Source organism: Nocardioides ginsengisegetis (assembly GCF_014138045.1).
Classification (GTDB): domain Bacteria; phylum Actinomycetota; class Actinomycetes; order Propionibacteriales; family Nocardioidaceae; genus Nocardioides; species Nocardioides ginsengisegetis.
The window spans coordinates 3,488,792-3,515,451 of sequence record NZ_JACGXA010000001.1; the positions used below are offsets into that span (position 1 = coordinate 3,488,792).

The 26,660-nt window shown below is 70.0% G+C and carries 30 protein-coding genes and 3 tRNA genes; 4 read left to right on the forward strand and 29 right to left on the reverse strand.

What is annotated here, in order from left to right:
• Window positions 1-184: 184 nt before the first annotated feature.
• The 19 genes from FB382_RS16815 to FB382_RS16905 form a co-directional block, all read right to left on the reverse strand.
• Window positions 185-976, reverse strand: a complete 792-nt coding sequence (locus tag FB382_RS16815) for a DnaJ domain-containing protein (RefSeq protein WP_182540869.1) — start codon at window positions 974-976, stop codon at window positions 185-187.
• Window positions 973-1,560, reverse strand: coding sequence for a hypothetical protein (locus FB382_RS16820; protein WP_182540870.1), 588 nt, complete (start codon window positions 1,558-1,560; stop codon window positions 973-975). Before FB382_RS16820 ends, FB382_RS16815 begins: the two co-directional genes overlap by 4 nt.
• Entirely contained in the window at window positions 1,557-2,852 is a 1,296-nt protein-coding gene (locus FB382_RS16825) for an MCE family protein (RefSeq protein ID WP_182540871.1), read from the reverse strand. Before FB382_RS16825 ends, FB382_RS16820 begins: the two co-directional genes overlap by 4 nt.
• On the reverse strand, window positions 2,849-4,246 hold the full coding sequence (locus FB382_RS16830; protein WP_182540872.1) for an MCE family protein: 1,398 nt from the start codon (window positions 4,244-4,246) through the stop codon (window positions 2,849-2,851). The genes FB382_RS16825 and FB382_RS16830 overlap by 4 nt, the downstream gene beginning before the upstream one ends.
• On the reverse strand, window positions 4,243-5,394 hold the full coding sequence (locus FB382_RS16835; protein WP_182540873.1) for an MCE family protein: 1,152 nt from the start codon (window positions 5,392-5,394) through the stop codon (window positions 4,243-4,245). The genes FB382_RS16830 and FB382_RS16835 overlap by 4 nt, the downstream gene beginning before the upstream one ends.
• The gene (locus FB382_RS16840) at window positions 5,391-6,371 is read right to left on the reverse strand and encodes an MCE family protein (protein WP_182540874.1); all 981 of its coding nucleotides are present in this window, start codon (window positions 6,369-6,371) and stop codon (window positions 5,391-5,393) included. Before FB382_RS16840 ends, FB382_RS16835 begins: the two co-directional genes overlap by 4 nt.
• Window positions 6,368-7,402 (reverse strand): MCE family protein, encoded by a 1,035-nt coding sequence (locus FB382_RS16845; RefSeq protein WP_182540875.1) that lies wholly within the window; start codon window positions 7,400-7,402, stop codon window positions 6,368-6,370. Before FB382_RS16845 ends, FB382_RS16840 begins: the two co-directional genes overlap by 4 nt.
• Entirely contained in the window at window positions 7,399-8,682 is a 1,284-nt protein-coding gene (locus tag FB382_RS16850; protein WP_182540876.1) for an MCE family protein, read from the reverse strand. The genes FB382_RS16845 and FB382_RS16850 overlap by 4 nt, the downstream gene beginning before the upstream one ends.
• Window positions 8,683-8,689: 7 nt before the next feature.
• Window positions 8,690-9,517, reverse strand: a complete 828-nt coding sequence (locus FB382_RS16855; RefSeq protein ID WP_182540877.1) for an MlaE family ABC transporter permease — start codon at window positions 9,515-9,517, stop codon at window positions 8,690-8,692.
• A 3-nt stretch (window positions 9,518-9,520) separates the two neighbouring features.
• Window positions 9,521-10,306, reverse strand: coding sequence for an MlaE family ABC transporter permease (locus tag FB382_RS16860; protein WP_125036540.1), 786 nt, complete (start codon window positions 10,304-10,306; stop codon window positions 9,521-9,523).
• 4 nt (window positions 10,307-10,310) lie between these two features.
• On the reverse strand, window positions 10,311-11,264 hold the full coding sequence (locus FB382_RS16865; protein WP_125036541.1) for an ABC transporter ATP-binding protein: 954 nt from the start codon (window positions 11,262-11,264) through the stop codon (window positions 10,311-10,313).
• Window positions 11,265-11,578: 314 nt separating this feature from the next.
• Window positions 11,579-11,971, reverse strand: coding sequence for a 50S ribosomal protein L7/L12 (gene rplL / locus FB382_RS16870; protein ID WP_182540878.1), 393 nt, complete (start codon window positions 11,969-11,971; stop codon window positions 11,579-11,581).
• Between the two features lie 89 nt (window positions 11,972-12,060).
• The gene (gene rplJ / locus FB382_RS16875; RefSeq protein ID WP_125036543.1) at window positions 12,061-12,714 is read right to left on the reverse strand and encodes a 50S ribosomal protein L10; all 654 of its coding nucleotides are present in this window, start codon (window positions 12,712-12,714) and stop codon (window positions 12,061-12,063) included.
• Between the two features lie 264 nt (window positions 12,715-12,978).
• Window positions 12,979-13,923: a D-2-hydroxyacid dehydrogenase family protein gene (locus FB382_RS16880; protein ID WP_343055646.1), complete on the reverse strand. Its 945-nt coding sequence runs from the start codon at window positions 13,921-13,923 to the stop codon at window positions 12,979-12,981.
• A 74-nt stretch (window positions 13,924-13,997) separates the two neighbouring features.
• Window positions 13,998-14,720, reverse strand: coding sequence for a 50S ribosomal protein L1 (gene rplA / locus FB382_RS16885; protein ID WP_182540879.1), 723 nt, complete (start codon window positions 14,718-14,720; stop codon window positions 13,998-14,000).
• 79 nt (window positions 14,721-14,799) lie between these two features.
• A complete protein-coding gene (gene rplK, locus FB382_RS16890; RefSeq protein ID WP_125036546.1) occupies window positions 14,800-15,228 on the reverse strand; it encodes a 50S ribosomal protein L11 in 429 nt (142 codons plus the stop codon).
• 105 nt (window positions 15,229-15,333) lie between these two features.
• Window positions 15,334-16,164 (reverse strand): transcription termination/antitermination protein NusG, encoded by an 831-nt coding sequence (gene nusG, locus FB382_RS16895; RefSeq protein ID WP_343055647.1) that lies wholly within the window; start codon window positions 16,162-16,164, stop codon window positions 15,334-15,336.
• Window positions 16,165-16,258: 94 nt separating this feature from the next.
• Window positions 16,259-16,507 (reverse strand): preprotein translocase subunit SecE, encoded by a 249-nt coding sequence (gene secE / locus FB382_RS16900; protein ID WP_182540881.1) that lies wholly within the window; start codon window positions 16,505-16,507, stop codon window positions 16,259-16,261.
• A gap of 79 nt (window positions 16,508-16,586) precedes the next feature.
• Window positions 16,587-16,659: transfer RNA gene (locus tag FB382_RS16905), tRNA-Trp, on the reverse strand.
• Window positions 16,660-16,879: 220 nt separating this feature from the next.
• Between FB382_RS16905 and FB382_RS16910 the strand changes: the two genes are divergently transcribed.
• From FB382_RS16910 to FB382_RS16920, 3 genes are read left to right on the forward strand one after another with little or no spacing between them, the layout of a single operon-like run.
• Window positions 16,880-18,100 carry a pyridoxal phosphate-dependent aminotransferase gene (locus FB382_RS16910; protein ID WP_182540882.1) on the forward strand — a complete coding sequence of 407 codons (1,221 nt, stop codon included), beginning with the start codon at window positions 16,880-16,882 and terminating at the stop codon, window positions 18,098-18,100.
• Window positions 18,101-18,114: 14 nt separating this feature from the next.
• Window positions 18,115-19,140, forward strand: coding sequence for an adenosine deaminase (locus FB382_RS16915; RefSeq protein ID WP_182540883.1), 1,026 nt, complete (start codon window positions 18,115-18,117; stop codon window positions 19,138-19,140).
• Window positions 19,141-19,152: 12 nt separating this feature from the next.
• Window positions 19,153-19,761 carry a hypothetical protein gene (locus FB382_RS16920; protein WP_182540884.1) on the forward strand — a complete coding sequence of 203 codons (609 nt, stop codon included), beginning with the start codon at window positions 19,153-19,155 and terminating at the stop codon, window positions 19,759-19,761.
• 1 nt (window position 19,762) lies between these two features.
• Here FB382_RS16920 and FB382_RS16925 read toward each other — a convergent pair whose 3' ends face one another.
• From FB382_RS16925 to FB382_RS16950, 6 genes are all read right to left on the reverse strand, one after another.
• Window positions 19,763-20,809, reverse strand: coding sequence for a UDP-N-acetylmuramate dehydrogenase (locus FB382_RS16925; RefSeq protein ID WP_182540885.1), 1,047 nt, complete (start codon window positions 20,807-20,809; stop codon window positions 19,763-19,765).
• Window positions 20,802-21,176, reverse strand: a complete 375-nt coding sequence (locus FB382_RS16930) for a MaoC/PaaZ C-terminal domain-containing protein (RefSeq protein ID WP_182540886.1) — start codon at window positions 21,174-21,176, stop codon at window positions 20,802-20,804. The genes FB382_RS16925 and FB382_RS16930 overlap by 8 nt, the downstream gene beginning before the upstream one ends.
• A complete protein-coding gene (locus FB382_RS16935; RefSeq protein ID WP_182540887.1) occupies window positions 21,173-21,574 on the reverse strand; it encodes an FAS1-like dehydratase domain-containing protein in 402 nt (133 codons plus the stop codon). Before FB382_RS16935 ends, FB382_RS16930 begins: the two co-directional genes overlap by 4 nt.
• 110 nt (window positions 21,575-21,684) lie before the next feature.
• Window positions 21,685-21,855, reverse strand: coding sequence for a 50S ribosomal protein L33 (rpmG, locus tag FB382_RS16940; RefSeq protein ID WP_121804265.1), 171 nt, complete (start codon window positions 21,853-21,855; stop codon window positions 21,685-21,687).
• Window positions 21,856-21,892: 37 nt separating this feature from the next.
• Window positions 21,893-21,966 (reverse strand) — tRNA-Met (locus tag FB382_RS16945).
• 54 nt (window positions 21,967-22,020) lie between these two features.
• A tRNA-Thr gene (locus FB382_RS16950) sits at window positions 22,021-22,093 on the reverse strand.
• 30 nt (window positions 22,094-22,123) lie between these two features.
• Here FB382_RS16950 and FB382_RS16955 point away from each other — a divergent pair.
• Complete coding sequence (locus tag FB382_RS16955) at window positions 22,124-22,927, forward strand: acyl-CoA thioesterase domain-containing protein (RefSeq protein ID WP_182540888.1); 804 nt, start codon at window positions 22,124-22,126, stop codon at window positions 22,925-22,927.
• Between the two features lie 10 nt (window positions 22,928-22,937).
• Here the strand turns inward: FB382_RS16955 and FB382_RS16960 are convergent, their stop codons facing one another.
• From FB382_RS16960 to FB382_RS16975, 4 genes are read right to left on the reverse strand one after another with little or no spacing between them, the layout of a single operon-like run.
• A complete protein-coding gene (locus tag FB382_RS16960) occupies window positions 22,938-24,338 on the reverse strand; it encodes an amidase (RefSeq protein ID WP_182540889.1) in 1,401 nt (466 codons plus the stop codon).
• Window positions 24,339-24,348: 10 nt separating this feature from the next.
• A complete protein-coding gene (locus FB382_RS16965) occupies window positions 24,349-25,056 on the reverse strand; it encodes an LrgB family protein (protein WP_182540890.1) in 708 nt (235 codons plus the stop codon).
• Complete coding sequence (locus FB382_RS16970; protein ID WP_182540891.1) at window positions 25,053-25,403, reverse strand: CidA/LrgA family protein; 351 nt, start codon at window positions 25,401-25,403, stop codon at window positions 25,053-25,055. The genes FB382_RS16965 and FB382_RS16970 overlap by 4 nt, the downstream gene beginning before the upstream one ends.
• A 29-nt stretch (window positions 25,404-25,432) precedes the next feature.
• A complete protein-coding gene (locus FB382_RS16975; protein ID WP_182540892.1) occupies window positions 25,433-26,620 on the reverse strand; it encodes an ROK family protein in 1,188 nt (395 codons plus the stop codon).
• Window positions 26,621-26,660 lie beyond the last annotated feature (40 nt).

Below are 26,660 nucleotides of genomic sequence, written 5' to 3' on the forward strand. Positions count from 1 at the left end.
AGCCACCGGGCAGGCGGATTCGCATTTGAGGGCAGGCGCAACGCGCAACAGTACCCGAATCAAGGGCGCGACACAATACCGGCTTTCGTCACCCGTGACGACACGTTGCGAAAGATGATGAACGCCGCCGGCCCGTCGGTCAAGCGACGTGGCCGACGGCGCGTCGGTCGACTCCGGCGGGGTCCTACTGGCTCACGGGAGAGGTCGCCATGTCGTCGACCAGCCACTCCCCGTCGACCTTCTGCATCGTGACCGTCACCTGGTCCTTGAACACGACCGGTGTCGAGTGGTCCTTGTTGGTGGTCGGCCGGTTGACGAACAGGAGCACGTCGACCCGGTCCTCCCCCGACCGGACGATCCCCGAGGCCACGACCTGCGCCTTGACGATCGTCTTGGTCTGCGGGGCGTTCTGCTTGATCACCTCGAAGAGCTTGTCGTAGTCCTCGCGGTACTTGGAGGTCATGTAGGACTGCGCGGCACGCTGGTCCTCGTCGAGGTGCAGGGCGTTGTAGCTGAGGATCGGACCCACGGCCCGCTCGGCAGCGCTCTGCGCGGCGCGGGTGGAGTCCTCGACCGAGGCGTCCGAGGGCTGCGTGACCGCGACCCAGGCCGCCACGCCCATCACCGCGACGGTGAGGACCGCGAGCACCAGCAGGGCCCACCCGGGGACCAGGCGACGGCTCGTGGTGGTCCGCAGCGCCGGTGTCGCCGGGGCTCCCGTGGTCACGGGCTCGACGTCCGCGGTCTCGCCCGCGGTCTCAGCGGGCTCCTCGGCGGCGATCTCCGCTGCGCGCTCCCGGTCGTACGCCGCCCGGCGGGCCGGGTCGAGCAGCACCTCGGCCGCCTCGTTGCACACGCGGAACTTGCGGTCGGTGGGCTCCAGGTCGGCGATCCGGGCCTTCCAGGCCGCCCGGATCTCCTCGGGGGACGCGTCGGGCTCGACGTCGAGGACGTCGTACCAGCTGGGGGCGCTCACTGGGCCTCTCCCGTCACGGGGGTGAAGTTGTCGACCAGCCAGGTGCCGTCGGTCTTCACCAGCGTCACCTCGACGCGGAACGGCGCGGGCTCGTCGTTCACCCGGGAGTCGCCCTTGGGGTAGGAGTTGACGAACTGGCCGGCGACCAGCGCGGTGGCGGAGTCGGCGTCGATCGCGGAGACGCCCACGGCGAAGACCTTGGCGGTGCGCGCGACGCCGACCTTGGCCACGGTCTGCTCGGCGGCGGTCACGCCCTGGTCGAAGGAGGTCTTGAACTTCGGGGTGATCACGCCCTCGACCAGCTCGCGGTACTTCGGCATCTGCCCGTGCGAGTCGAGCAGGTCGGGGCCGTAGGTGTTGACGCGCAGCATGAACTGCTCGGAGACGGCCATGACCTTCTCGCGCTGCGCCTGGACGTCGTCGGCCTCCCCGCGGCGGCTCGCGAGGAGCCACACGAGGGTGCCGGCGGACGCCAGGAGGACGAGGACGAGCACACCGGCGAGCACGACCCGGAAGGTCGCGGCTCCGGAACGCTCCCCCGTGGAGGACCCGGCCGAGAAGTCGGTGGGACTGCTGCTCGTCACTCCTGCGTCTTCATCAGGGGCTGGAGGAACAGCCACTTCCACGACTCCTCTCCAAGGGTTGCGGGCGCCGGGGTGCCCGGCGAGGTCAGGGTGGGGTCCACCTTGTCACCCCACGCAAGCTTGCCGCTGGCGGGGTCGTAGGAGGCGATCACGGGCGCCCGGTAGTTGGCCGGGGCACGGTGCGGGGCAGCGTTCTGCGCGCCGCGCGGGTCGGTCTGGGACGGCGGGTCGGTGCAGCGCGCGTTCTCGTTCATCGGCGCGTTGCTGCCGTCCTGGGGCGGGCGGATGTTGGTGCCCTCGTAGCCGTGCTCGCAGACCTTCGGGTCCTGGGTCAGGATCAGGCCGAAGTGGGCGTCGTAGAGCCCGGTGTCGGGAGACTTGGCGACGACGGTGAAGCCGCCCTCCACCACGTAGGGGTAGATCACCAGGACCTGCTCGATGCCGGGCAGGTGCTTGACGATGACGTCGCCGGTGGTCACGAGCTCGCTGACGAGCTCGCCGAGGTCGACGCGGTTGTCCTCGAGGAACGTGCGCAGCTGGTTGGCAGTGACCGACCCGTTGTCGATCAGCTTGATCAGGTCGGGGTTGGACCCCGCCAGGGTGCCGCTGAACAGCGAGAGCTCGCGCGCGAACGTCTTGATCGCCGTCGTCGAGTCGACCTGGCCGTGCAGGACGGTGTTGCTGTCCTTGATCAGGGCGGTGGTGACGTCGAAGTTGTCGTTGGCCGCCTGGATGAAGGAGTTGCCCGTGTCGATCATCCGCTGGAGGTCCTTGCCCGTGCCCCCGAAGGCCTTGCCGAGCTCGGTGACCGTGGTCTTCAGCGACGGCTTGTCGACCGACTCCACGGTGTTGGAGAGGTCGGTGAGGATCGTGTTGGTCTGGATCGGGGTGCGGGTGTCGTCCTGGGCGATCTCGGAGTCGTTGACGAGGTAGGGCTTGGTGTCCACCTGCGGCTGGAGCTCGACGTACTGCTCACCGACCGCCGACCGGTTGCCGACGACGGCCAGGGTGTCCGCGGGGATCGTGTCGTAGGACTTGTCGACGTCCATGTAGACGTCGACACCGTCGTCGGTCAGCTGCAGCTTCTGCACCTGCCCGACGCGCACGCCGCGGTAGGAGACCTCGCCGCCGGCGAAGATGCCGCCGGAGTCCTGGAAGTGCCCGATCACGGTGTAGGAGTCGTCGAAGACGAGACGGTCCAGCCGCGCGTAGCGGCCACCGACGTAGCTCACGCCGAGCAGGGTGATCAGGACGAACACCAGGAGCTGGATCTTGGTACGACGTGTGATCACTGGGTCACCATCCCGGGGACGAGCAGGCTGACGAGCGCGGGGTTGTAGAGCTTCATCAGCTGGCCGAGCGTCGGACCGTCAGGGCCCCACGAGGAGAACATGGCCGTCCGGCCGACGCCCGGGAGCGAGGGCAGGGAGGTGGGCAGCCCGCCGCTGCTGGTGGGCCCCGGGAGACCCGGCAGCGCGTTGAGCTGCTTGCACACGTCCTTCTTCTCGTTCTTCTTCTTCTTGCACTCGGCCTGCAGCTGGGCCAGCTGCTCCGGCGAGGCCAGGACCTTCTGGCAGGCCTTGCTGGTGATGTCCCCGCTCTGCAGGCACTTGGTCACGTTGTCGAGGATGACCGTCGGGTCGATGATCGTCGGCAGGTTGGTCGGCAGGGTCGGGGTGCCCGAGCCGTCGCCGCCGTCCTGGGAGATGTCCATCTCGATCGACAGGTTGGTGTAGTCACCCATGTGGAGGTTGCGGGCGACCTGCGGGTCACGACCCACGACCTCGTCGACGAACGGGTAGGTCAGGAACACGTTGAACGACTTCACGAAGTCGTCACCCGACGCGGCGAGCTCGGTCAGCACCGGCTGGAGCTGGCGGAACGTCGCGATCGTGGAGTCCTTCGAGGCCTGGATGACGCGCACGCCGACGCCGCTGAGGCGGTCGAGGGCCTTCAGCATCTTGACGAGGTCACCGCGCTGCTGGTCGAGCGAGGTGAGGGCGCTCGGCAGCTGCTCGAGGGCCGCGTCGATCGAGCCCTCCTGCTTGTGCACGGAGACGGCGAGGTTGTTCAGCGAGTCGATCGCCTTGACGATCGACTCCTTGTTGTCGTCGAGCTGGGTCATCAGGACCTTGATCTGGTCCAGCACCGACCGCGCGGAGTCCTCGCGACCCTCGAGGGCCTTGTTGAGCTCGGACGCGATGGTCTTGAGCTGGGCGACGCCGCCGCCGTTGAGGACCAGGCTGAGCGCGCCGAGCACCTCCTCGACCTCGGGGTTGCGACCGGTGTGGTCGAGCGGGATCACGTCGCCGGACTGCAGCGGGTTGCTGCTCGCGCCCTCGGGCGGCGGGCTGAGGGACACGAACTTCTCGCCCAGCAGGCTGGTCTGGCGGATCTCGGCGATCGCGTTGTCGGGGAGGTCGATGTCGTTGCGCATCTGGAGCGTGACCTCGGCGTGGTAGCCGACCAGCTTCACGTCGGTCACCTGCCCGACGCTCACGTCGTTGACCTTGACCGTCGACTTGGGCACGAGGTCCAGGACGTCGGCGAAGTCGACCTTGACCGTCATCGGGTTGCTGCCGACGTCGGTGCCGCCCGGCAGGGGCAGCTGGTAGACGTCGAACTTGCACCCGGTGAGCGCCAGGCTGCCGGCCACGAGGACGAGCAGCAGCTTGAGGGCCTTCATCGCCGCACCTCCACGAGTCCGCCGAGCGACAGGTCGAACCGGTCGTGCGGCTTGGTGAGCGAGGCGGGCACGGCGCCCTGACCGAACGTGCCGGTCCGGGGCAGGGCCTGCTGGAGCAGGTCGCAGGTCGAGCCGCCGGAGTCGCCCTGCTCCAGGATCGAGCACAGGAACGCCGCCGGGTCCGAGGTGAGCTGCTGGCCGAGCTCGCCCTGGTTGGAGCGGGTGTCCAGCGTGCCGGCCTCGGGGTTGTAGGTCAGTGCGAGGTTGTTGAGCGCCAGCGGGGCGTCGGTCAGGACCTCGTCGAGGTTGTTGCGCTGGTGCACGAGCACCTTGGCCACGCGGTTCAGCCCCTTGATGTTGCGTCCGAGCGCGTCGCGGTTCTCCTTCACGAACGACGACACCTGGGTCATCGCCGTGGCGAGGTTCTTCAGCGACGCGGCGAGCTCGTTGCGCTCCCCCGACAGCATCGTCGAGACGTTGGCGAGCGACTGGTTGAAGCTGCGCACGGTCGTGTCGTTCTTGGCGAGGGTGTTGATGAAGCCCTCCAGCTGGCGCGCGGACCCGAACAGCTCGTCCTTGTTGTCGTCCAGGGTCTGGCTGAGCTTGCTGAAGTTCTCGATCGTCTGGTGGAACTGCGCGCCCTCGCCGCCGAAGTTCTTGGCGGTGGTCTCGAGCAGGTCGGACAGGGCACCGGTCTTGTTGGCACCCGTCGGGCCCAGGGCGACCGTGAGCTGGTCGATGCTGGAGTAGATCTGGTCGAGCTCGAGCGGGACCGCGGTGCGGTCGGTGTCGAGCACCTCGCCGTCGGCGATGACCTGGTCACCCTCCTTGTAGGTCGGGGTGAGCTGCACGTAGCGGTCACCCACGATCGAGGGGGCGATGATGACGGCCTTCGCGTCGGCCGGCACCTGGATCTTGGGGTCGTAGGCCATCTCGACGACCACGTCGGTGCCGGACGGCGTCACCTTGGTGACCTTGCCGACCGGGACGCCGAGGATCCGGACGTCGCTGCCCTCGTAGATCGAGATCGTGCGCGGGAAGTGCGCGACCAGGGTCTTCTGGTCACCCCCGCGGAACATGGTCAGCGCGGCTGCGACCACGAGGGCCACGATCACCGCCGGGACGATCGCCCGCTTGAGGATGCTCATCCGACACCCCCACCCTGCGCGGCCGGGACGGGCGGGAGGTTCTGGATGTAGGTGTCGAACCACGGGCCGTTGCCGAGCGTGTTGGCGAACACCCGGTAGAACGGAGCCATCAGCCGCAGGCTGTTGTCGAGGTTGTCCTCGTTCTTGTTCAGCACGGCGACGACGTTCTCGAGGTGGCTCAGCGCGGGCTTGAGGTCGGCACGGCTCTGCTGGACCAGGGCGGTCAGCTCCTTCGAGAGGGTCGAGGTCGACACCAGCAGGTTGTGGACCGCCTGGCGCCGCTTGACCAGCGCCTGGAAGAGGACGTCGGAGTCCTTCATCAGCCCGATGATGTCGTCGTCGCGGGCGTTGAGGACGGTCGAGACCCGGTTGAGGTTCTTCAACAGGGAGTTGATCTGGGTGTCGCGCGAGGCGATCGAGGTGGAGAGCCGGGAGACGCCGTCGAGCGCGCCCTTGAACTCCTCCGGGGTGTTGCGGGTGAGGTCGGCGAGCGTGGACAGCGACTTGGCGAGCTGGTCGGTGTCGATCTGCTCCGAGGTCTGCGCCAGTCCCGAGAACGCGTCGACCACGTCGTAGGGCGAGCTGGTCCGCTCGACCGGGATCTCGCTGCCCTCCTTCAGCTGGCCGGAGCCGGCCGGCTGGAGCGAGAGGTACATCGCGCCGAGCAGCGTCTTGACCTTGATCGCGGCGTGCGAGTCGGTCCCGAAGTCGGCACCGCTGTCGACCCGGAAGGTGACCCGCACGTGGTCGCCCTCGAGCTCGACCTTCTCGACCTTGCCGACGCGGACACCGGCGATGCGGACCTCGTCGTTGGCCTTGAGCCCGCCGGACTCGGAGAAGGCGGCGTAGTAGGTGTCGCCACCGCCGATCAGCGGGAGGTCCTGGGCCCGGAAGGCGGCCAGGATCATCACCGCGATCACGGCGAGGCTGACGGCCCCGATGATCACGGGGTTGCGTTCGCGGAAGGGGAGGCTCATCCCAGATCACACCTTGAGGAACCGGTCTTGTAGTCCACGGGGATGCTCTGGCCGGCGGTGAGCCGGACCTTCGCGTGGAACTCGCAGAGGTAGAAGTTGAACCAGGAGCCGTACGCCGCGGTGCGTCCGACCTTGTTGAGCTTGATGGGCAGCACCTGCAGGGCCCGGTCGAGCTCGCCCTTGCCGCGGTCGAGGTTGCCGGCCAGCGCGTTGAGCTGCTTGACGTCCTCGACGAACGGGTCGCGGATGCCGGAGACCAGGTCGGCGGTCTGCACCGAGAGCTGGGAGATCTGGTCGAGCGAGCCGAGGATCGCCTGGCGGTCGCCCTTGAGTCCTGCCACGAAGGTGCGGAAGGTCGTGATCAGCTCGCTCAGCTGGTCGTCCCGGTCACCGATGTGGTCGAGGACCTCGTTGAGGTTGTCGACGAGGCTGCCGATGAGCTGGTCGCGGTCGGCGAGGGTCCCGGTCACCGAGGCGGTGTGGGCCAGCAGTCCCTCGAGGGTGCCGCCCTCGCCCTGGAAGACCTGGACGATCTCGTAGGAGAGCTTGTTGATGTCCTCGGGCGAGAGCGCCTGGAACAGCGGCTTGAAGCCGTTGAACAGCACGGTCAGGTCCAGGGCCGGCGAGGTCTGCGAGACCGGGATGGTGTCGCCCTCGCCCAGGGTCGCGGTGTCGCCGATCTGGTTGTCCAGCGAGATGTAGCGCTGGCCGACCAGGTTGCGGTAGCGGATCGCGGCGTGGGTCGCCTTGCTGAGCGGCGTCTCGTCCTGGACGGTGAAGGTCACCATGGCGCGGGTCCGGTCGACGATCTCGACGTTCTTGACCACGCCGACCTTGACGCCCGCGATGCGGATGTCGTCGCCCTTGACGACACCGGTGGCGTCGACGAACTCGGCCTTGTACTCCTTGCTCCCGCCGAAGGTGATGTTGCCGATCGTGACCACCAGGATGCCGGTCGCCAGCGTCGTGACGACGATGAAGATCAGCAGCTTGGTGAGGTCACCGGCAGTGCGCTTGTCGAGCATCTTCATCGCAGCGACACCTCCGCTCCGCGCGCCATCGGGCCGATGAGCAGGACGCCGAGGTCCGGCACGTCGTCCGCGGTGAGGCCGAGGGCCGGTCCGAGCAGGGACTTCAGCAAGTCAGACTCCTGGGAGCTGCCGACGAGGCCTGCTCCGTTGCGGTAGTAGCTGGGGGCGACACGCGAGGTGCCCTTGCCGGTCGGCTCGTCCACGCCGTCGTTGAAGTCGGGCTGGTGCCGGACCGGGTTGCTCTGCGACCACGGCGGCGAGGGCAGGTGCAGGCAGTTGGGCCCGCGGTTCTCGCCGTTGCGCGGCACGTCGTTGGCGTTGTAGCCACGCGGCTGGTTGGGCAGCGGCTCGAGCACGATGTGCAGCGTGAAGTTGCGGAAGGCCTCGGCCTGCAGCTTGCCGGCGTTGACGATGCCGCTGGTCAGGCAGGAGAACTCCGGGGCGTACTTCGCGAACACGCGCAGCTGCTCGGAGCTGACCTTGCTCAAGCGGATCAGGTTGTCGCCGTTGTCGTCGAGGAAGCTCTTGGCCGTGTCGGAGAAGGCCGCCACGTCGGTGAACAGCGCCTTGAGCTTGACCTGCCGGTCCTCCAGCGTGGTGGTCGTCTTGATCGTGTTGCGCAGGATGTCCGCGATCTGGGGCATCGCCTGCGCGTAGGTGTCGGAGACCTGCGAGGTCAGCTTCAGGTCGTCGACGATGTCGGGGATCTGCGGGTTGACCCGCTTGAGGTAGCTGTCGACCGTCTCGAGGTTCTTGCCGATGGTCTCGCCGCGACCCTCGAGAGCCGTGGCCATCGCGTTCAGGGTCATGTTGAGGTCGGCCGGCTGGACCGTGCGCAGCAGCGGGTAGAGGTCGGAGAGGACCTTCTCGACCTCGATGGAGACCTGGGTGCGGGCGATGTTGGCGCCCTCGGCGATGTGGTCGGCCGCCGGCTGGTCGGGGACGACGAGGGAGACGTACTTCTCGCCGAACAGCGTCTTGGGGACGATCGAGCCGGTCACGTTGGCGGGGATGGTGTCGAGCTGGCTGGGGTAGATCCCCAGGGTCAGCACGGCGCCCTGCGCGTCGGTGTCGAACTTGAGGACCTCGCCGACGATGACGCCGCGGATCTTCACGTCCGCGCGCGCCGGCAGCTGCAGGCCGATCGAGGACGTCTGCAGCGTGACCTCGTCGTACTTGACGAACTTCTTGCTGAAGATGCCGTAGGTCAGGTAGACGCCGCCGAGGAGCAGCACCAGGAAGACGATGCCGAGCACCTTGTGGCTGGAGGCGAGCTTCATCGGCCGATCACCCCGCCAGCCGGACGGTCGTGGTGGTGCCCCAGATGGCCATCGACAGGAAGAGGTCGATGACGTTGATCGCGACGATGCTCGTGCGGACGGCACGGCCGACGGCCACCCCCACACCAGCAGGGCCGCCCGAGGCGGTGTAGCCGTGGTAGCAGTGGATGAGGATCACGACGACCGCGAACACCAAGACCTTTCCGAAGGACCAGAGCACGTCGCCCGGAGGCAGGAACTGGTTGAAGTAGTGGTCGTAGGTGCCGGTCGACTGCCCGAAGAACTTGGTGACGGTCAGGCGCGTCGCGAAGTACGACGACAGCAGGCCCACGACGTACAGCGGGATGATCGCGATCAGGCCGCCGATGATCCGGGTGGTGACCAGGAACGGCAGCGACGGGATCGCCATGACCTCGAGCGCGTCGACCTCCTCGGAGATCCGCATGGCGCCGAGCTGGGCCGTGAAGCCGCAGCCCACGGTGGCGGCCAGTGCGATCGCCGCGACCAGCGGCGCGATCTCGCGGGTGTTGAAGTAGGCCGAGACGAAGCCCGAGAAGGCAGCGGTGCCGATCTGGTTGAGGGCGGCGTAGCCCTGAAGACCGACCTCGGTGCCGGTGAAGAAGCACATGGCCGTGATGACGCCGACCGTGCCGCCGATGACCGCGAGCGCGCCGGAGCCGAGGGTGACCTCGGCCAGGATGCGCAGGATCTCCTTCTTGTAGCGGCGGATCGTGCGCGGGGTCCAGCTGAGGGCCCGCACGTAGAACGCGAGCTCCTCGCCGAGGCTGTCGAGGGTCTTGAGCGGCTTGACGTAGACCGCCTTGATGTTGGCCATCGGCTAACCCGTCTTCGGTGGGACGAGCTGGAAGTAGATCGCGCTCATCACGAAGTTGACGACGAACAGGAGCATGAAGGTGATGACGACGGACTCGTTCACCGCGTCACCGACGCCCTTCGGACCGCCGTTGGCGTTCATCCCCTTGTAGGAGGCGACGATCGCGGCGATCAGTCCGAAGACCAGGGCCTTGGCCATGCCTTGCCAGAGGTCCGGTAGCTGGGCGAGCGCTGTGAAGCTCGCTAGATAGGCGCCTGGTGTGCCGTCCTGGAGGACGACGTTGAAGACGTAGCCTCCGGCCACGCCGACGACGCTGACGAGGCCGTTGAGGAAGACCGCGACGAGCATGCAGGCCAGGACACGAGGCACGACGAGGCGCTGGATCGGGTCGATGCCCAGCACCATCATGGCGTCGAGCTCCTCGCGGATCTTGCGGGCACCGAGGTCCGCCGCGATCGCGGAGCCACCGGCCCCGGCGATCAGCAGCGAGGTCGCGATCGGGCCCGCCTCGCGGACCACGGCGAGCACCGCCGCCGAGCCCGTGAACGACTGCGCGCCGAACTGCTTGATCAGGCCACCGACCTGGAGCGCGATGACCGCGCCGAACGGGATCGCGACCAGGGCGGTCGGCACGATGGTGACCGACGCGATGAACCAGGCCTGCTGGAGGAACTCCCGCATCTGGAACGGTCGTCGGAACAGCCCGCGGCCGACGTCGAGACCGAAGGCGAAGAGCTTGCCTGCGGTGCCGATCGGCGCGAGTGCCCGAGAGGCGGTGAGGGTGGCCACGCGGTCAGCCGCCGATCGTCATGTTCATGTTCTGCGCGAACGAGCCCGGGGGCGGCGTCACGCCGTTCTCGCGGCACCAGGCACCCGGCTCGCGCTGGCTGCGGCGCGGGATGCCGTTGGACGGCTCCTGCTGCAGCGGGATCGGCGGCAGCGGGGGCAGCTCCTGGTCCTTCTCGGCCTCGAGCTCGTCGGCGTCCTTCTCCTCGGACATGCCGATGGGGCCGACGCGCTGGGCGTTGAGGAACTGGCGCACGACCGGCTCCTCCGAGGAGAGCAGCATCTCGCGCGGGCCGAACATGGCCAGGTGCTTGTGGTAGAGCAGGCCGATGTTGTCGGGCACCGTGCGGGCGGTGTTGATGTCGTGGGTGACGATCAGGAACGTCGCGTCGATCTGCGCGTTCAGGTCGATGATCAGCTGGTTCAGGAACGACGTGCGGACCGGGTCGAGGCCGGAGTCCGGCTCGTCGAAGAGCACGATCTCGGGGTCGAGCACCAGGGCGCGGGCCAGGCCGGCGCGCTTGCGCATGCCGCCGGAGATCTCGCCCGGGAGCTTGGTCTCGGCGCCGATGAGTCCGACGAGGTCCATCTTCTCCATGACGATGTCGCGGATCTGGGACTCGGACTTCTTGGTGTGCTCGCGCAGCGGGAAGGCGACGTTGTCGTAGAGGTTCATGGAGCCGAACATCGCGCCGTCCTGGAACAGCACGCCGAAGAGCTTGCGGATCTCGTAGAGGTCCTTCTCCGAGCAGCTCGCGATGTCGGTGCCCTCGATGATGATCGAGCCCTTGTCGGGCTTGAGCAGACCGATCAGGGTCTTGAGGAAGACCGACTTGCCGGTGCCGGACGGGCCGAGCATCACGCAGATCTCACCCGCCGGGACGGTCAGGGTCACGTCGCCCCAGATGAGCTGCTTGCCGAACGACTTGCTCAGGTCGTCGACCTTGATCTCCACGCCCACGGCGACTCTCCCTCTCCGTCGGTCGCGCTGGCACCCAGCGCGCGTCCTGCGTCCTGCTCGTATCTCCCCCGAGAAGTGGGCACACAAACCCCCGTGGGCAAAACCCCACTGGTGAGTAACAACGGATGTCCCGCGGCGAGGTTACGCGGATATTCCCCCCGCGTCACCGGCGGGACCGTGTGGGTGATCACACGCTGGTCCAGACCGTTCCGAGCCCCACAGGCCCGGGCTCGGACACACACACTCGGGCCGAAATGGCAACAGGGGCGGCCACCCGGATCGGGTGGCCGCCCCTGTCAGCGACTAGCGAGTCGTCACTTGACGGTGACGGTGGCGCCGGCGCCCTCGAGGGCCTCCTTGGCCTTCTCGGCAGCAGCCTTGTCGACCTTCTCGAGGATCGCCTTGGGGGCGGACTCCACCAGGTCCTTGGCCTCCTTGAGACCGAGGGAGGTGAGAGCGCGCACCTCCTTGATGACGTTGATCTTCTTGTCGCCAGCGGACTCGAGGACGACGTCGAACTCGTCCTGCTCGTCAGCGGCCTCGGCACCGCCAGCGGCACCGCCGGCGGCGGGGGCAGCGGCAACGGCGACCGGAGCGGCAGCGGTGACGCCGAAGGTGTCCTCGAACTGCTTCACGAACTCGGAGAGCTCGATGAGGGTCATTTCCTTGAACGCGTCGAGCAGCTCGTCGGTGGTGAGCTTCGCCATGGTGGCGTTTCCTTCCATTCGGTGGCCCGCCCCTCGTGGGGAACCGGGCCGGGTTTCAGGTGGTGGGTAACCGGGGTCCGAGCTGCTGCTCAGGCCTCGGTGGCTTCGCCCTCGGAGGCCTCCGCAGCGGGGGCCTCGTCAGCGGGGACCTCGGCAGCGTCGTCGGACGCGGCCGGGGCCTCCTCGGCGGCGGCCGGCGTGCCGGCACCACCTGCGAGGATCGAGGGGTCCTGCTCGGCCTTCGCCTGCAGCGCACCGGCGAGCCGGGCAGCCTGGGCGATGGGGGCGTTGAGCAGGTAGACGGCCTGGGACAGGGAGGCGAGCATCGCGCCCGCCATCTTGCCCAGGAGCACCTCGCGCGACTCGAGGTCGGCCAGCTTGGCGACCTCCTTCGCGTCGAGAGGCTTGCCGTCCAGGACGCCACCCTTGATGACCAGGGTGGGGTTGGCCTTGGCAAAGTCACGCAGACCCTTCGCCGCCTCGACCACGTCGCCGTTGATGAAGGCGATGGCGGTCGGGCCGGTGAGCAGGTCGTCGAAGCCTTCGATGCCCACCTCGGTGGCGGCGATCTTGGCCAGCGTGTTCTTGACCACGGCGTAGTTGGCGTTCGCACCGAGAGAGCGCCGCAGGTCCTGCAGCTGCTTCACGGTGAGACCGCGGTACTCGGTCAGCACAGCACCGGCGGAACCGTTGAAGGACTCAACGATCTCCGCTACGGCTGCTTGCCTGTCTGCCCGCGCCATGGGTCTCCTTCCGGACTGGGAGACCACCGCGGAGGCCCGGAGAACAACGAACGCCCTGAGCGCGGGCGCTCAGGGCGTGGACATCGGACCGCATGGATCCGGGTCGTGCTCTGACACCTGCGCAGGCCGTCCGCTCTTCGCGGAACCTTCGGTCGTGCTGCTGATGCGGCATGACCACCGGCGGTCTCTGGTTTCAGTCGGAAAGACTACGGGTGCCGGGCACGCCGGCCAAATCGAGGTCCACCTCCGCCTGCTCGGGCGTGGTCAGCCCAGCACCCGGACCGGCTCCCCCGCTCGCCAGGCCGCGATGTCCTCGACGGCCTCGGCGAAGTAGGTGCGGTAGTTGCCCTCGGTGACGTAGCCCAGGTGGGGCGTGCCGAGCACGGTCGAAAGGGAGCGCAGGGGGTGGTCGGCGGGCAGCGGCTCCACGTCGTACACGTCGAGGCCGGCGCCGGCGATCCGCCCCGCGCGCAGCGCCTCGACCAGGGCGTCGGTGTCGACCAGGCCGGCGCGCGAGGTGTTGACGAGGTACGCCGACCGCCGCATCTCCCCCAGCTCCGCCGCGCCGATCAGGCCGCGGGTGCTCCCGGACAGCACGAGGTGGAGCGTGACCACGTCGCTGGCCGCGAGCAGCTCGGTCAGCGACCGCGCGCGCGGCACCCCGGCCGCCCCGGCCCGCTCGTCGGTGAGGTGCGGGCTCCACGCCACGACCTCCATCCCGAAGGCACGACCGATCGCGGCGACCCGGCTGCCGATCTTGCCGAGCCCCACCACGCCGAGCGTGGCCCCGGCCAGGTCGCCGCCGAGCGTGGACTGCCACGGGCCGCCCTCCCGGAGCGCGGTCGCCTCCGGCACCACGCGGCGCACGAGCCCGAGGACCAGCGCCCAGGTGAGCTCGACCGGCGGGGTCGAGGAGGAACCGGTGCCGCAGACCGTGATCCCCCGCTCGGCGCAGGCCGCGAGGTCGATCGAGGCGTTGCGCATCCCGCTGGTCACCACGAGCCGCAGGTCGGGCAGCCGCTCGAGCAGCTCCCGCGTCACGGGGGTCCGCTCGCGCATCACCACCACGACCTCGGCACCTGCCAGGCGCTCGACCAGCGCGTCCCCGTCGAGGTGCTCGGTCACGGCGTCGACGTCCGCCGCCAGCGAGGACCAGTCGGCCAGGCCGCGGGCCACACCCTGGTAGTCGTCGAGGATCACGCAGCGCACCCCCAGAACGTACGACGCCCCGGTCACCAGGAGGTGACCGGGGCGTCGGGTGCGCGTGGTGTGCGCGAGGTGCGTCAGGCCTGGGCGGCCTCGTCCTCGACCGCGATGTGCTTGGTGCGGTTGGGGTCGACCTGGACGCCGGGGCCCATGGTCGTGGAGAACGTGACCTTCTTGATGTAGCGGCCCTTGGAGCTGGCCGGCTTGAGACGCAGCACCTCGTCGAGCGCCGCGGCGTAGTTCTCCGCGAGCTGGACCTCGTCGAAGGAGGCCTTGCCGATGATGAAGTGCAGGTTGGCGTGGCGGTCGACGCGGAACTCGATCTTGCCGCCCTTGATGTCGGACACGGCCTTGGCCACGTCCGGCGTCACGGTGCCGGTCTTCGGGTTCGGCATGAGGCCGCGGGGACCGAGGACGCGGCCGAGGCGACCGACCTTGCCCATCATGTCCGGGGTCGCGACGACGGCGTCGAAGTCGAGCCAGCCGCCGGCGACCTTCTCGATCAGCTCGTCGCCACCGACGACGTCGGCGCCGGCCTCGCGGGCAGCCTCGGCCTTGTCGGCGTTCGCGAACACCAGGACCTTGGCGGTCTTGCCGGTGCCGTGCGGGAGGTTGACCGTGCCGCGGACCATCTGGTCGGCCTTGCGGGGGTCGACGCCGAGGCGCATGACGACGTCCACGGTCTCGTCGAACTTCTTCTTGCTGCTCGTCTTCGCGATCTTGATCGCGGCCAGCGGGGCGTAGAGCTCGTCCTTGTCGAACGTGTCCGCCGCCGCGCGGTAGGTCTTGCTGCGCTGCATGGTGTTCTCGTTTCTACGAAGTGTGGTCTTCGGTGGGCCAGCGCGGCCCTGCCACGGGGTGTTGGCTGTGCGCCGGAGGTCAGTCGGTGGTGACGCCCATGGAGCGGGCGGTGCCCTCGACGATCTTCATCGCGGCGTCGATGTCGTTCGCGTTGAGGTCGGGGAGCTTCGTGGTGGCGATCTCGCGGATCTGGTCCTTGGTCAGCTTGCCGACCTTCTCCTTGTGCGGGACGCCCGAACCCTTCTTGAGACCGGCGGCCTTCTTGATCAGCTCGGCGGCCGGCGGGGTCTTCGTGACGAACGTGAACGAGCGGTCCTCGTAGATGGTGATCTCGACCGGGATCACGTTGCCGCGCATGGACTCGGTCTGCGCGTTGTACGCCTTGCAGAACTCCATGATGTTCACGCCGTGCGGACCGAGGGCGGTACCGACCGGCGGGGCCGGCGTCGCGGCACCAGCCTGCAGCTGCACCTTGACCAGGGCAGCGATCTTCTTCTTGGGAGGCATTCTTCTCAGGATCCTTTGTGTTGTACGTCGTGGTCTTGTCGAGCTCGAGGCCGGTACGCCGACCCTTGCTCTGCCACCTGGGTGTTGCTTCGCTGGGCTTGCTGCTCAGACCTTCTGGATCTGGGAGAAGCTCAGCTCGACCGGGGTCTCCCGGCCGAAGATCTCGACGAGGGCCTTGACCCTCTGCGACTCGGCGTTGATCTCGGTGATCGTCGCGTGGAGCGTGGCGAACGGGCCGTCGACCACCATGACCGAGTCGGACACGTCGAAGTCGGCGACCTCGACGGGCTTCTTGGCGGCGGTGCCACCCGAGGGCGACGGGGCGCCGGCGGCGACAGCCTCGGCCTCGGCGCGAGCGACGACGGCGGGGGCGAGCATGTTCTCGACCTCGGTCATGCTCAGCGGCACGGGCTGGTGGCTGTGGCCGACGAAGCCGGTCACCGAGGGGGTGTGGCGGACCGCGGCCCACGACTCGTCGGTCAGGTCCATGCGGACCAGGACGTAGCCGGGCAGGACGGTCCGGCGGACCATCTTGCGCTGGCCGTTCTTGATCTCCGCGACCTCCTCGGTGGGGACCACGATCTCGTGGATGTAGTCCTCCATGTTCAAGGAGATGATGCGGTTCTCGAGGTTCGACTTCACCCGGTTCTCCATGCCGGAGTAGGTGTGCACGACGAACCAGTCACCGGGCTTGGCCCACAGCTCGCGGCGGAAGACCTCGAGCGGGTCGTTCTCGTCCACGGCGTCGTCGGCGGTCTCGGCGGTCTCGTCAGCGTCGACGATCTCGCCGGTCGTCTCGTCGACCTCGGCGGCGTCGTCGGCGGTCTCGTCGGTGGCCTCGGCCTGCTCGACCTCGGCGGTCTCCTCGACGGGCGCGTCACCCTCGGGGGACGTCACCGTCTCCTCGGTCTCGACCGAGTCGTACTGCTCCGACACGTGCTGCTCCGTCACTACTGGATGTCCAATCTGGTGTCCGGCCGGGGCCGGACGGGGCGGGCGGTCCCGCTGGGTCAGTCGTCCGGGTGTCCGGTCACTGGGTGGAGTTGCCGGCAAAGACCGCGAAGATCAGCTTGCCGAAGCCCAGGTCCAGTGCCGCGACCAGCGCCATCATGAAGATGACGAAGACCATGACGACCAGGAAGTAGGTGACCAGCTGCTCCTGAGTCGGGTAGACGACCTTGCGGAGCTCGGCGACGACCTGCCGGTAGAACACCGGGAGGCTGGTGCGCTTCTCGGTCCTGCTCTCACGCGAACCGCGGACGGCCTTGCTGTCCGACACGTTCGTCACCTCTCCTCGATCGACCGGCTGGTCGTGGTCGACCGGCCGTCACACAGTTGATCCTGCATCACATTTCCTGCAGGGCACGAGGGACTTGAACCCCCAACCTTCGGTTTTGGAGACCGATGCTCTGCCAGTTGAGCTAGTGCCCTCCGCGATTTCCCGGTGAAGCGGCGCCCGAGGCGCCCTGGTGAGGGCACGCCGAAGCATGTGGGAAAACCACAAACGGGGAGTCTACGGGGAAGAGCAACGCGGAGTCCAAACCGGGGAGTGCTCGACGCGCTCCCCGCCCGGACCGGCCGTGGACCTTGCCGTGGACCTTGCCGTGAAACCCCGCGTGGCCCCGAGACGACCCGCCCCTACGATGGTGCCATGAGCTCCCAGAACGCCAGCCAGCCCCGCGCCCGACGCGTCTCGAAGCGGATCGGCGCCATCGCCGAGTCCGCGACGCTGAAGGTCGACGCGAAGGCCAAGGCGCTCAAGGCCGAGGGACGTCCCGTGATCGGCTTCGGCGCCGGCGAGCCCGACTTCCCGACGCCGGACTACGTGGTCGAGGCCGCGGTCGAGGCCTGCCGGGACCCCAAGAACCACCGCTACACCCCCGCCGGCGGCCTGCCGGAGCTGAAGAAGGCGATCGTCGAGAAGACCCTGCGCGACAGCGGCCTGGCCATCGAGCCGGCCAACGTGCTGGTCACCAACGGCGGCAAGCAGGCCATCTACGCGGCGTTCGCCGCCATGATCGACCCCGGCGACGAGGTCATCGTGCCGGCGCCGTTCTGGACGACGTACCCCGAGGCGATCCAGCTCGCCGGCGGCACCGCCGTCGAGGTGCTGGCCGACGAGACCCAGGACTACAAGGTCACCGTCGAGCAGCTCGAGGCCGCCCGCACCGAGCACACCAAGGTGCTGCTCTTCGTCTCCCCCTCCAACCCGACGGGTTCGGTCTACACCGCCGACGAGATCCGCGCGATCGGCCAGTGGGTCGAGGACAACGGCCTGTGGGTGCTGACCGACGAGATCTACGAGCACCTCGTCTACGACGGTGTCGAGACCGGCTCGATGCCGGTGCTGTGCCCCTTCCTCCAGGACAACTGCGTCGTCGTCAACGGCGTCGCCAAGACCTACGCCATGACCGGCTGGCGGGTCGGCTGGATGATCGGCCCCGCCGACCTGGTCAAGGCCGCCACCAACCTGCAGTCGCACGCGACCTCCAACGTCTCCAACGTCGCGCAGCGGGCCGCCCTCGCGGCGGTGTCGGGCGACCTGACCGCCGTGGACGAGATGAAGGTGGCCTTCGACCGCCGCCGCAAGATGATCGTCACGATGCTCAACGAGATCGACGGCGTCCTCTGCCCGACCCCGACCGGCGCGTTCTACGCCTACCCCTCGGTCAAGGGCCTGCTCGGCAAGGAGTACGACGGCACCCGCATCGAGACCTCCGCCGAGCTGGCCGAGTACATCCTCGACAAGGCCGAGGTGGCCGCCGTCCCGGGCGAGGCGTTCGGGTCGCCGGGCTACCTGCGCTTCTCCTACGCGCTGGGCGACGACGACATCGTCGAGGGCATCACCCGCCTCCAGAAGCTCTTCGCCTGAGCCTCGACCCCCGGATGCGCGACCTGACGGCGCTGCCCAAGGCCCACCTGCACCTCCACTTCACCGGCTCGATGCGTCACGAGACGCTGCTCGAGCTGGCCGAGCGGGACGGCATCGTGCTGCCCGACTCGCTCGTCTCGGAGTGGCCGCCGCAGCTGTCGGCGGCCGACGAGAAGGGCTGGTTCCGGTTCCAGCGGCTCTACGACGTCGCGCGGTCCGTGCTGCGCACGGAGGGCGACGTACGCCGCCTGGTGCGGGAGGCGGCCGAGGACGACGTCCGCGACGGCGGACGCTGGCTGGAGATCCAGGTCGACCCGAGCGGCTACGCCGCCCGCTTCGGCGGCATCACGGCCTTCCTCGACCTGGTGCTGGACGCCGTCCGGGAGGCGACGCGGGAGACCGGCCTCGGGATGGCGGTGGTCGTGGCGGCCAACCGGACCCGGCACCCGCTCGACGCCCGGACCCTGGCGCGGCTCGCGGCGCAGTACGCCGACCGCGGCGTGGTCGGCTTCGGGCTCAGCAACGACGAGCGCCGGGGCACGACGGCGGAGTTCGCGCCGGCCTTCGCCATCGCGGAGCGGGCCGGCCTCCTGCTGGTCCCCCACGGCGGCGAGCTGCGCGGGGCCGAGCACGTCCGGACCTGCCTCGACGAGCTGCACGCCGGCCGGCTCGGCCACGGGGTGCGCTCGGCCGAGGACCCCGCCCTGCTGGACCGGATCGTCGAGGCGGGCGTGGCGCTCGAGGTGTGCCCCGTGTCCAACGTGGCGCTGGGCGTCTACTCCGACCTCACCTCGGTGCCGCTGCCGGCGCTGCTCGCCGCCGGCGCGACCGTGGCGCTCGGCGCCGACGACCCGCTGCTGTTCGGCTCGCGCCTCGCCGGGCAGTACGCCACCATGCGCGCGGCCCACGACCTCGACGACGAGCAGCTCGCCGAGCTCGGGCGGATGTCGATCCGGGCCTCCCGGGCGCCCGACCAGACCAAGAAGGAACTCCTCGCCGAGGTCGACGAGTGGTTGGCCGCGGAACCCGCCCGGCCCTGACAAGATGGCCCCGTGAGCACCTCTGACTCCGAGAACACCGGCGACGCCGGCCAGGGTGAGTCCCTGCCGCCGACGCACACGCCCTACGGCCAGCTGCCCCCGGCGGCACCGCAGGACCCGCAGGCACAGCCGCCCTATGGCGCGCCGCAGCCGCCCTACGGCCAGGTCCCGCCGCAGTACCCCGCGCCGCAGACCAACCCCTACGGCCAGCCGCCGGCGGCGCCGTACACCCAGCCCTACGCGCAGCAGAACCCCTACGGCCAGCCGCAGCCGGGCTACCCCGCCCCGCAGGCGCCCTACGGCTACGCGCAGCCGGCACTGCCCAACCACCCGTCGTCGACGACCGCGTTCGTGCTCAGCCTGGTCGCCCTCGCCGGCATCGTCTTCTGCGGCGGCATCACACTGGTGCTCTCACCCTTCGCGTGGCGGATCGGCGCGCGTGCGGTGCGCGAGATCGACGCCAGCCCCGGTCAGTACGGCGGCCGTGACCAGGCCAACGCGGGCCGGATCATGGGCATCATCGGCACGGTGCTGCTGGTGATCGGGCTGCTGTTCGTCGTCGGCGTGATCGCGCTGCTCGCGGTGAGCAGCACGACCAGCAGCACCACGACCTACCGGTAGCTCACAGCTCGCAGCCGACCAGGACCGGCTCGTTGACGAGCCGGATCCCGAAGCGTGCCTCGACCCCGTCGCGCACCTCGCGCGCGAGGTCGATCACGTCGGCGGAGCCCGCGCCGCCGCGGTTGGTGAGCGCGAGCGTGTGCTTGCCCGACAGGGCGGCGCGGTCGGACCCGTGGCCCTTGGTGAACCCCGCGTGCTCGATCAGCCAGGCCGCGCTGGTCTTCACGAGGCCGTCGGCCTGAGGCCAGGCGGGCGCGCCCTCGGGGACCTGCCCGGCAGGCACGACGGGGTTGGTGAAGAACGAGCCGGCGCTCCACGTGTCGTGGTCGTCGGGGTCGAGCACCATGCCCTTGCCGCGGCGAAGCCCCAGCACCGCGCGGCGTACGTCGCCCGCCGGGGCGCGCCCGCCCTGATCCACGCCGAGGGTCCGGGCGAGCTCGGCGTAGGCCACCGGGGCGCCGAGGCTGCCCTTGCGGAACTGGAAGGTCACCGACAGCACGACGTGCCGGCCGCCCCAGGCGTCCAGCCGGTCGGCCTTGAAGCGGCTGTGCCGGTAGCCGAACCCGCAGTCGGCGTTGGCGAAGGTGCGCACGCCCCGGAGCGTGCGGTCCCAGACCCGGACCGACGCGATGGTCTGGGAGACCTCCTGGCCGTAGGCGCCGACGTTCTGGATCGGGGTGGCGCCGACCAGGCCGGGGATGCCGGAGAGGGCCTCGACCCCCACCCAGCCGCGCTCGACGGCCTCGCTGACGAGCTCGTCCCAGGGCTCGCCGGCCGCGACCGTGACCAGGACCCCGCCGCACGTCGGGTCATCGCCCGGGTCGAGGTCGACCGCGACCCCGCGGGTGGCGACCTGGACGACCGTGCCGGGGAAGCCCTCGTCGGCCACGACGAGGTTGCTCCCGCCGCCGAGGACGAGCAACGGCTCACCGGCGGCGTCGGCCTCGGAGACCGCCGCGATCAGCTCGGCCTCGGTGCGGGCCGTGACCCAGCGCCGGGCCGGACCCCCGATGCGGAGGGTGGTGTGGGCGCCGAGCAGCTCAGCCACGGAGGACGGCCTTGGGCATGCCGAGGACCTTCTGCCCGTCGCAGGTGACGGTCAGCGACACCGTGGTGAGCCCGTCGGCCTCCTTGACGGCCCCGGCCACCTCGATGTCGACGCCGCCCTCGGCGGGGACGACGACCGGGTTGGTGAACTTGCAGCCGAAGGAGACGACCTCGGCACCCGGGAACCACGCCTCGACGGCGCGGGCGGCCAGGGCCATGGTGAACATGCCGTGGGCGATCACGCCGGGCAGCCCGACGCTGAGCGCGACCGACTCGTCCTGGTGGATCGGGTTGTGGTCGCCGCTGGCGCCGGCGTACGCGACGAGGTCGGCGCGGGTGATCGAGAAGGTCTGGGTCGGGAGGCTCATGCTTCGGCTCCTCGGTGGACGAGGGTCGCCGAGGTCGAGCAGACCAGGGCACCGGACTCGTCGGTGATCGCGCTGGTGGTGCCGATGATGTCGTTGCCGGCGATCTGGCGCAGCGTCGCGACGGTCAGCGTCGCGGTGAGGACGTCACCGGGCACGACCGGTCGCTCGTAGGCGAAGTCCTGGGCGCCGTGCACGATCCGGAACAGGTCGATCGCCTCGGCCTCGAGGAAGGCGTTCATGGCGTCGAAGGCGAGCACGATCGGGAAGGTCGCCGGGGCCGGACCACCGGCGTAGGTGCCGCCGGTGGCGGCCACGAACTCCCGGATGTTGTCCTCCGACACGGCGTAGGGGCGGCTCGGCGGGAACGTCTTGCCGACGAGCGACTGGTCCACGGGCATGCCCCCAACCTAACCAACCGCGACCACGGCCGATCGGCTGGCCCGAAATGCAGCCGACCCGCCCGGAGGACCGGGCGGGTCGGTGGAAAAGCTGGGGTGACGACGAGGCGTCAGCGGGTCTCGCGGTGCGCGGTGTGCTTGCGGCAGCGCGGGCAGAACTTCGCCAGCTCGAGACGATCGGGGTCGTTGCGGCGGTTCTTCTTGGTGATGTAGTTGCGCTCCTTGCAGTCCACGCACGCGAGCGTGATCTTGGGGCGAACGTCGGAGCTCTTGCTGGCCACGGGAAGTCCTTGCTGTTGCGTCTTGGTCGAAACTGAGTAGCGGGGGCGGGACTCGAACCCGCGACACCACGATTATGAGCCGTGTGCTCTAACCACCTGAGCTACCCCGCCACCGGGACAGGGGCACGCCGGCCAGAATACTGGCCGACGCAATCCCACACCCAGAGCCCCTTTACGGAATCGAACCGTAGACCTTCTCCTTACCATGGAGACGCTCTGCCGACTGAGCTAAAGGGGCAACGACCGAGAACAATACACAGAGGGACACGTGAACGAAAAATCGGCCCCACACCCCTGTTTCTACCGGCTTCTCGAGGCCTCTCCGGACGGTCGCGAATGGGTCGAACCGACGCCCTCGACGGCCGGTCCGTGGTCGACGGACGCCCAGCACGGCGGCCCTCCGGCGGCCCTCCTGGCACGGGGGATCGAGCGCCTCGCGGGGGCCTCGTGGACGATCGGCCGCTTCACCATGGAGCTGCTCGGACCGGTCCCCGTCGCGACCCTGACGCTGTCCGCGTCGGTGCTGCGGCCGGGTCGCTCGGTGCAGCTCGTGGGCGCCGAGCTGCACGACGTCGAGGCCGGCCGCACGGTCGCCCGGGCCCACGCCTGGGTGTTCCCGGTGTCGACGTCGGGCCCCGGGCAGCCGACCCCCCTCGCCCACTCCCCCGAGGACGGCGAGACCCGGCCGCGACCCGAGGGCTGGCACGGCGGCTACCTCGACGCGGTCGAGTGGCGCTGGATCAAGGGCTCGGTCGAGGAGGCCGGCCCGGGCATCGTCTGGATGCGGCCGCCGCGGCTCGTCGAGGGCGAGGAGACCTCGCCCGTGCAGCGCCTGCTGGCCTGCGTCGACTCGGCCTCCGGTGCCTCGGCGGCGCTCGACGTGCGCGAGTGGGGGTTCCTCAACACCGAGCTGAGCGTGCACCTGCTGCGCCCGCCCGTCGGCGAGTGGGTCTGCCTCGACGCCGAGACGACGCTGTCGACGGGCTCGGTCGGCGTGGCCACGTCCGCGGCGTACGACGGCCTGGGGCTGGTCGCCCGGTCCGCCCAGGCGCTCCTGGTGGTGCCGCGCTGACCCGTCCGGCTCAGTCCTGGATGCGCGCCCAGGGGTGCGCCTCCTCGAGCTCGTAGGCGAGCTCGAGGAGCCGGGCCTCGCGACCGGCCGGCGCGGTGAAGTGCATGCCCTGCGGGAGCCCCGCCGCGGTGGTGGCGAGCGGCAGCGAGATCGCCGGGTCTCCGGTGGCGTTCTGCAGCGGGGTGAACGCCGCCCACTCCAGGATCCGTCCGATCACGTCCTCGTAGTCCCGGGTCGGGTCGAGGTGGCCGACCCGCGGGGTCTCGGTGGCGAGCGTGGGGCTGAGGATGACGTCGTACTGCCCGAAGAAGGCAGCGGAGACCTTGGCCGAGCGACGCAGCCGGAGGATCGCGCCCGGCACCCGGTGCAGGTTGCGGCCGGCGTGCCGGGCCAGTCCGAGGGTGAGGTTGTCGAGTCGGGCGGGGTCCCAGGTGGGGCCGTTGGCGCGGCGGCCGCCGCGGACCAGACCGAAGGCGAGCAGCGACCAGTAGAGCAGGAAGTCGTCCTTGAACTGGTCGTCCACGGGCACCGGGACCGGCTCGACGGTGTGCCCGAGCTCCTCGAGCAGCCGGGCCGTCTTGAGGGTGAGGTCGTGCACCTCGGGCGCGACCCCGACACCCACCCCCTCGGTCACCAGCGCGACCCGGAGCCGGCGCTTGCCCGGCCGGGTGATGTCGCCGATCGGCGGCAGGTGCAGGGCGCGGTAGACCTTCTCCGACTCGCGCAGGAAGGCCGCGGTGTCGCGGACCGAGCGGGTGACGACGCCGTCATTGATGATCCGGACCGGCATGTCCCGCATCAGCTTGTCCTGCGCCAGCCGCTCGCGGGTGGGCTTGAGGCCGACGAGCCCGTTGACCGCGGCCGGGATCCGGATCGAGCCGCCGCCGTCGTTGGCGTGGGCGAGGGGCACGGCGCCCGCCGCGACCAGCGCCGCGGAGCCGGCGGACGAGGCTCCGGCACTGTGGTCGGGGTTCCACGGCGTGCGGACGGCACCGAGCCGCGGGTGCTCGGCCGACGGGCTGAAGCCGAACTCGCTGAGCTGGGTCTTGCCGAGCGGCACCAGGCCGGTCGCGAGGAACATGCGCGCGAAGTCCCCGTCGCGCCGGGCCGGGGGCGCGTCGTAGGCGTCGTTGCCCTGGCGGGTGGGCATGCCGGCGACGTCGACGTTGTCCTTGACGAAGGTCGGGACGCCGGCGAAGAAGCCGCCACGCGGGTCGGCCGCCTCGGCGCGGGCCCGGTCGAAGGCCTCGTACGCGACCGCGTTGAGCTGCGGGTCGACCTTCTCCACGCGGAGGATCGCCGCCTCGACCACCTCGGGGACACTCACCTCCCGGCGCTGGATGCGGTCGACCAGGCCGACCGCGTCGAGGTCCCCGAGGGCGTCGTCTCCGAAGGCGTGCACGCGCGTCATGCCGACAAAACTAGAGCAGGACGGCCACCAGGATCGGCACCACCAGGCTGGTGGCGAGCGCCGTCAGGCCCATGGACAGGCCGGCGAACGCTCCCTCGGTCTCGTCCTCCACCAAGGCGCGGGAGGTGCCGATGCCGTGCGAGACGGCGCCAAGCGCCAGCCCGCGGGCGCGACGGTCGCGGACCCGGAGCAGGGTGAGCACGGCCGGCCCGGCGACGGCGCCCAGGATGCCGGCCAGGATCGTCAGGACCGCGGTCAGCGACGGGATCCCGCCTGCCGTCTCCGACAGGGCGATCGAGACCGGGGTCGTGGCCGCCTTCGGGGCGATCGTGCGGGCGAGGAGGTCGCCACCACCGAGGGTCTCGACCAGCACCACGGCCGTCGACACGGACACGACCGCGCCGAGCGGGATCGCGACCAGCAGCGGGACCACGAAGCCCTGGAGGCGGTGCGCCTGCCGGTGCAGGGGGACGGCCAGCGCGACCGTGGCCGGGCCCAGCAGGAACGAGATCAGGGTGGTGCCGTCGGCGTAGTCGGCGTAGTCGACGTCCAGCACCGACAGGGTCACGCCCACGAGCACGATGGCGACGAGGACCGGCTGGGCGAGCGCATGGCCACCGGTGCGGTCCCGGACCTCGCGGCCGATGCGGTAGGCGACCAGCGTCAGCAGCAGGAAGAACACCGGCGAGTGGCTCGCCCAGGCCCAGGTCTCGCTCACCGGCGGGCCCCCACCCGCTCGAGCGCGACCGTCGTCCAGCCCACGACGGCGAGCCCCAGGGCCCACGAGACCACCAACCCGGCGACCAGGGGCAGGGCATGGTCGCGGATCGTGCCGAGGTAGACGATGACGCCGACACCGGCGGGCACGAACAGCAGCTGCAGGTGGCGCAGCAGTCCGGCGGCGGCCCGCACCACCGTCGCGTCGTCGCCGGAGCGACGTACGCGGAGGAGGACGAAGAGCACGACCATCCCGACCACCGGCCCGGGGACCGGGGCGTCGGTCAGGCGGACCAGCACCTCGCCCACCAGCTGGCAGCCGAGCAGCCAGGTCAACCCGTTGATCACCCGCGCATCATGGCAGCCGAGCGGCGCGGTCAGGCGTGGGCGGCCAGCCGGGCGTCGACCGCGGACGGCGCCAGCACGTGGTCGAGCGCGAGGGCGGCACAGCCGACCAGACCCGCGCGGTCGCCGTGCATGGCGGGCAGGAACTGCAGGTCGCGGGTCGCGAGCGCCCCGGCCCGGGCATAGACGCTCTCGCGGAGGCCCGCGGCGAAGGTGTCGAACGCGCCGGCCATGTCGCCGCCGACGACGACCGCCTGCGGGTTGAGCAGGTTGATCGCGATCGCGAGCAGCTCCCCGACGTGCCGGCCGGACTCGCGGACCAGGTGGCGCGCCTCGGCGTCGCCCTGGAGGGCCAGCGCCACGAGCTCGCGGACGTGCCCGACCGGGCGGCCATTGGCGGCCATCTGGGCGCACAGCGCCCAGCCGCCGGCCACCGTCTCGAGGCAGCCCGTGGACCCGCATCGGCAGGGCAGTCCGTCGGCGACCGCCAGCTTGGTGTGGCCGATCTCGCCGGCCGCGCCGAGGTGCCCGGACAGCACGCGCCCGTCGGCGACGATGCCGAGCCCGAGACCGGTGGAGGCCTTCACGACGAGCACGTCGCGCAGGTCGTCGCGCAGGTCGTCACGGCGGCCGAGGAGCTCGGCCCGGGCGAGGACGTCCGCGTCGTTGGCGACGTACAGGGGAACGGCGGCGGGGGCGGTGACACCCGCCAGGTACGGCGCCAGCTCGACGCCGTCCCAGCCGGCCATCACCGGGGAGTCGAGGCTCACCCCCCGCTCCGTGTCGACGGTGCCGGGCAGCGAGAGCCCGATCGCGGCGACAGGGGGGCGGACCCCCTCGAGCAGCGTCGTGAGCCGCGCGGCCACCTCGGTCATGAGCTGGTCGGGTCCGACGCCGACCTCGTGGTCGCGGGAGTCGGCCGCGATCTCGGTGCCGTCGAGGTCGAAGACGGCGAGCTGGCTGCGGGAGCGGCCGATCGCCACGGCGAGGACCACGCCGGCGTCCTTGTTGAACAGCAGCGCACCAGGGGGACGACCGCCGGTCGAGGCCAGCTCCTCCCCCGCGAGCAGCAGGCCGGCCTGCGCCAGCGCCTGGACGCGGGAGACGACCGCGGTGCGCGAGAGCCCGGTGATCGAGCGCAGGCCCGAGCGGGTCTCGGCGCGACCGGTGCGGACGAGCTCGAGGAGCTCGCCGGCGCTGGCCGGGGTGGCGGTCGTCATGAACCGGATCATAGTTCGCCCTCTTTGATCTCAAAAAAAC

Coding starts and splice junctions, on each gene's coding strand:
- FB382_RS16830 (WP_182540872.1), bottom strand. CDS start 4,246: ATGAAGGCCCTCAAGCTGCTGCTCGTCCTCGTGGCCGGCAGCCTGGCG.
- FB382_RS16835 (WP_182540873.1), bottom strand. CDS start 5,394: ATGAGCATCCTCAAGCGGGCGATCGTCCCGGCGGTGATCGTGGCCCTC.
- FB382_RS16840 (WP_182540874.1), bottom strand. CDS start 6,371: ATGAGCCTCCCCTTCCGCGAACGCAACCCCGTGATCATCGGGGCCGTC.
- FB382_RS16845 (WP_182540875.1), bottom strand. CDS start 7,402: ATGAAGATGCTCGACAAGCGCACTGCCGGTGACCTCACCAAGCTGCTG.
- FB382_RS16850 (WP_182540876.1), bottom strand. CDS start 8,682: ATGAAGCTCGCCTCCAGCCACAAGGTGCTCGGCATCGTCTTCCTGGTG.
- FB382_RS16855 (WP_182540877.1), bottom strand. CDS start 9,517: ATGGCCAACATCAAGGCGGTCTACGTCAAGCCGCTCAAGACCCTCGAC.
- rplL (WP_182540878.1), bottom strand. CDS start 11,971: ATGGCGAAGCTCACCACCGACGAGCTGCTCGACGCGTTCAAGGAAATG.
- rplJ (WP_125036543.1), bottom strand. CDS start 12,714: ATGGCGCGGGCAGACAGGCAAGCAGCCGTAGCGGAGATCGTTGAGTCC.
- rplA (WP_182540879.1), bottom strand. CDS start 14,720: ATGCAGCGCAGCAAGACCTACCGCGCGGCGGCGGACACGTTCGACAAG.
- rplK (WP_125036546.1), bottom strand. CDS start 15,228: ATGCCTCCCAAGAAGAAGATCGCTGCCCTGGTCAAGGTGCAGCTGCAG.
- FB382_RS16910 (WP_182540882.1), top strand. CDS start 16,880: ATGAGCTCCCAGAACGCCAGCCAGCCCCGCGCCCGACGCGTCTCGAAG.
- FB382_RS16915 (WP_182540883.1), top strand. CDS start 18,115: ATGCGCGACCTGACGGCGCTGCCCAAGGCCCACCTGCACCTCCACTTC.
- FB382_RS16930 (WP_182540886.1), bottom strand. CDS start 21,176: ATGAGCCTCCCGACCCAGACCTTCTCGATCACCCGCGCCGACCTCGTC.
- FB382_RS16935 (WP_182540887.1), bottom strand. CDS start 21,574: ATGCCCGTGGACCAGTCGCTCGTCGGCAAGACGTTCCCGCCGAGCCGC.
- FB382_RS16960 (WP_182540889.1), bottom strand. CDS start 24,338: ATGACGCGCGTGCACGCCTTCGGAGACGACGCCCTCGGGGACCTCGAC.
- FB382_RS16975 (WP_182540892.1), bottom strand. CDS start 26,620: ATGACGACCGCCACCCCGGCCAGCGCCGGCGAGCTCCTCGAGCTCGTC.